The organism is Thioalkalicoccus limnaeus (assembly GCF_041197575.1).
Taxonomy (GTDB): domain Bacteria; phylum Pseudomonadota; class Gammaproteobacteria; order Chromatiales; family Chromatiaceae; genus Thioalkalicoccus; species Thioalkalicoccus limnaeus.
In genome coordinates, this window is sequence record NZ_JBDKXB010000061.1 from 1 (window position 1) to 3042 (window position 3042).

A 3042-nucleotide genomic window follows, 5' to 3' on the forward strand; every position below is an offset into this window, starting at 1 on the left:
GTCAAGTGAACCCCTGGTCCAATGGGAACGGCGCGCCGCCCGATGGCGAAGGCAGCGTGCAGGTGACGCTCGAGCCGGGCGTCGAGATCGGCGCGGCGAAGGTCTTCGCGGTCTATGGCAAGGGCGGCATCGGCAAGAGCACGACCTCGTCGAACCTGTCGGTGGCCTTCTCGCGGCTCGGCAAGCGCGTGATCCAGATCGGCTGCGACCCGAAGCATGATTCGACCTTCACGCTGACCAAGCGGTTGGTCCCGACCGTCATCGATGTGCTCGAGTCGGTCAATTTCCATCCCGAGGAGCTCAGGCCGAGCGATTTCGTCTACGAGGGGTACAATGGTGTCATGTGCGTCGAGGCCGGCGGGCCGCCGGCCGGCACAGGATGCGGCGGCTATGTCGTCGGGCAGACGGTCAAGCTGCTGAAGCAGCATCACCTGCTCGAGGACACCGACGTCGTCGTCTTCGATGTCCTCGGTGACGTCGTCTGCGGCGGGTTCGCCGCGCCCTTGCAGCATGCGCATCGGGCACTGATCGTGACGGCGAACGATTTCGATTCGATCTTCGCGTTGAACCGGATCGCTGCCGCGATCATCGCGAAGGGGCGCAATTACCAGGTGCGGATTGGCGGGGTCATCGCGAACCGGAGCGCGGCGACCGACGAGATCGATCGCTTCAACGCGGCGATCGGTCTTTCGCGGCTCGCCCATTTTCCGGATCTGGATGTGATCCGCCGCAGCCGTTTGAAGAAGTCGACGGTCTTCGAGATGGACCCGGCGCCGGGTCTCGAGGCCGCGCAACAGGAATACATGCGGTTGGCGGCGAACTTGCTGGCGGGGACCCCGCCACAGGACGCCAAGCCGATGAAGGATCGCGATATCTTTGATTTTCTCGGATTCGATTGATGACCGACACCTCGTATCGACAAAGGCGCGGCCAGATCGCAAACTATTTCGATCGCACCGCGGCCGAGGCCTGGTCGCGGATGACGTCCGACGTGCCGCTCGGCCGCGTTCGGGCCACGGTGCGGGCCGGCCGCACGCGGATGCGCGAGGTCCTGCTCGGCTGGTTACCGGCCGATCTGACCGGGCGACGGATCCTGGATGCCGGCTGTGGCACCGGGGCCTTCGCGGTCGAGGCGGCCCGGCGCGGCGCCGAGGTGGTGGCGATCGATCTGTCGCCGACGCTGATCGAGCTCGCGCATGAGCGGATCCCGGCGGATCTCGGCCCGGGCCGGGTCGAGTTCTTGGTCGGCGATCTGCTCGATCCCGCGCTCGGGGACTTCGATCACGTGGTCGCAATGGATTCGCTGATCCACTATCAGGCGGCGGACGCCTTGCAGGTGATCGCCGGGCTTGCCGGGCGGACGCGCTCGTCGGTGCTGTTCACCTTTGCGCCGCGCACGCCGCTGTTGGCCATGATGCATGCGCTCGGCAAATTCTTCCCGCGCGGCGATCGGGCTCCGGCGATCGAACCCGTCAGCGAGAAGGACCTGCGCGCGTTGCTCGCCGGTGACGCGGCGCTCGCCGGCTGGCAGGTGGCCCGGACGCAACGCATCGTCAACGGTTTTTACACCTCTCAAGCGCTCGAGTTGCAACCCTCATGACTGAGAACGCCAAGAAACGCTTCGTGTTTGATATACGCCATATCAGTCCGCGCTTTCTGCCGTTCGCGGATGCCGCAACGCCCGAGCTGCCGTTTTGGCGGCTCATGCGTCTGTCGATGTTCCAATGGTCCGTCGCGATCGCGATGGTGCTGTTGCTCGGGACCCTGAACCGCGTCATGGTCGTCGAGCTCGGCGTGCCGACCTGGCTCGTGGCCTTGATGGTGTCGTTGCCGATCCTGTTCGCGCCGTTCCGGGCCTTGCTCGGCTTTCGCTCGGACATCCATCCGTCGTTCATCGGGTGGCGGCGGGTACCCTACATCTGGTTCGGCAACCTGATGCAGTTCGGTGGCCTCGCGATCATGCCCTGGGCGCTGTTCCTGCTGGCCCACGACACGACGAACGTGCTGGCAGGCTATATCGGCGGGTCGATCGCCTTCCTGCTCGTCGGCGCCGGCCTGCACACGACGCAGACGGCCGGTCTCGCGCTGGCCGCCGATCTGGCGCCGGAGAAGGTCCGTCCGCGCGTCGTCGCGCTGCTCTATGTGATGCTGCTCGTCGGAATGATCCTCGCGGCGCTGACCTTCAGTTGGCTGCTCACCGATTTCAGCTATAAGCGCCTGGCCCAGGTGATCTCCGGGGCCGCCGTCGCGACCATGCTGTTCAACCTGATCGCACTGTGGAAACAGGAGCCGCGGAATCCGACCTTCACGCGGCCGGATCGGGAGCGCCCGACCTTTCGCCAGGCCTGGCGGGAGTTCGCCGAAGGCGGGAACGCGTCGCGCCTGCTGGTCGCGCTCGGGCTCGGCACCATGGGCTTCCAGATGCAGGATATCCTGCTCGAGCCCTATGGTGCGCAGGTGCTCGGCCTGACCGTATCGCAGACGACGATGCTGACGGCGCTGCTCGCAGGTGGCACCTTGCTCGCGTGCGGGTTGGCGGCCCGGATCCTGACCCGCGGCGGCGATGCTTATCAGATGTCGGCGTTCGGTGGCATGGTCGGGGTCATGGCCTTCGTCATCGTGCTGATTTCGGCGCCGATCGACTCGGCGCTGATGTTTCGTGTCGGCACTGCGTTGATCGGCTTCGGTGCTGGCCTGTTCGTCGTCGGCACGCTAGTCGCGGCGATGAACCTGGCGCAGGCGGGCTACAGCGGGATCGCGTTGGGTGCCTGGGGCGCCGTACAGGCGACCGCCGCCGGGATTGCGATCGCGCTCGGCGGCGCGATGCGCGACGGGGTGACCCGGCTCGCGTCCGACGCCGACTTCGGGCCGGGGCTGTCGGCCTTGGTCATGGGCTATGCTAGTGTTTATATCATCGAGATCTTTTTGTTGTTGGGGGCGGTATTGGTGATCGGACCGTTGGCGCACTCGGTGCGGGGACGGGGGTCGTCGTCGCCGTCGAAGCTGGGTCTGGCCGAATTACCCGGCTAGCCATTTTCAACT

3 protein-coding genes are annotated in these 3042 nt (G+C 65.8%); all 3 read left to right on the forward strand.

Features of this window, described 5'->3' with window-relative positions; all coding sequences use genetic code 11:
• Positions 1-5 precede the first annotated feature (5 nt).
• From bchL to ABC977_RS17955, 3 genes are read left to right on the forward strand one after another with little or no spacing between them, the layout of a single operon-like run.
• Positions 6-899, forward strand: coding sequence for a ferredoxin:protochlorophyllide reductase (ATP-dependent) iron-sulfur ATP-binding protein (gene bchL / locus ABC977_RS17945; RefSeq protein ID WP_369668645.1), 894 nt, complete (start codon positions 6-8; stop codon positions 897-899).
• On the forward strand, positions 899-1600 hold the full coding sequence (gene bchM / locus ABC977_RS17950; protein WP_369668643.1) for a magnesium protoporphyrin IX methyltransferase: 702 nt from the start codon (positions 899-901) through the stop codon (positions 1598-1600). The genes bchL and bchM overlap by 1 nt, the downstream gene beginning before the upstream one ends.
• On the forward strand, positions 1597-3030 hold the full coding sequence (locus ABC977_RS17955; protein WP_369668644.1) for a BCD family MFS transporter: 1434 nt from the start codon (positions 1597-1599) through the stop codon (positions 3028-3030). Before bchM ends, ABC977_RS17955 begins: the two co-directional genes overlap by 4 nt.
• The last annotated feature ends 12 nt before the right edge of the window (positions 3031-3042 follow it).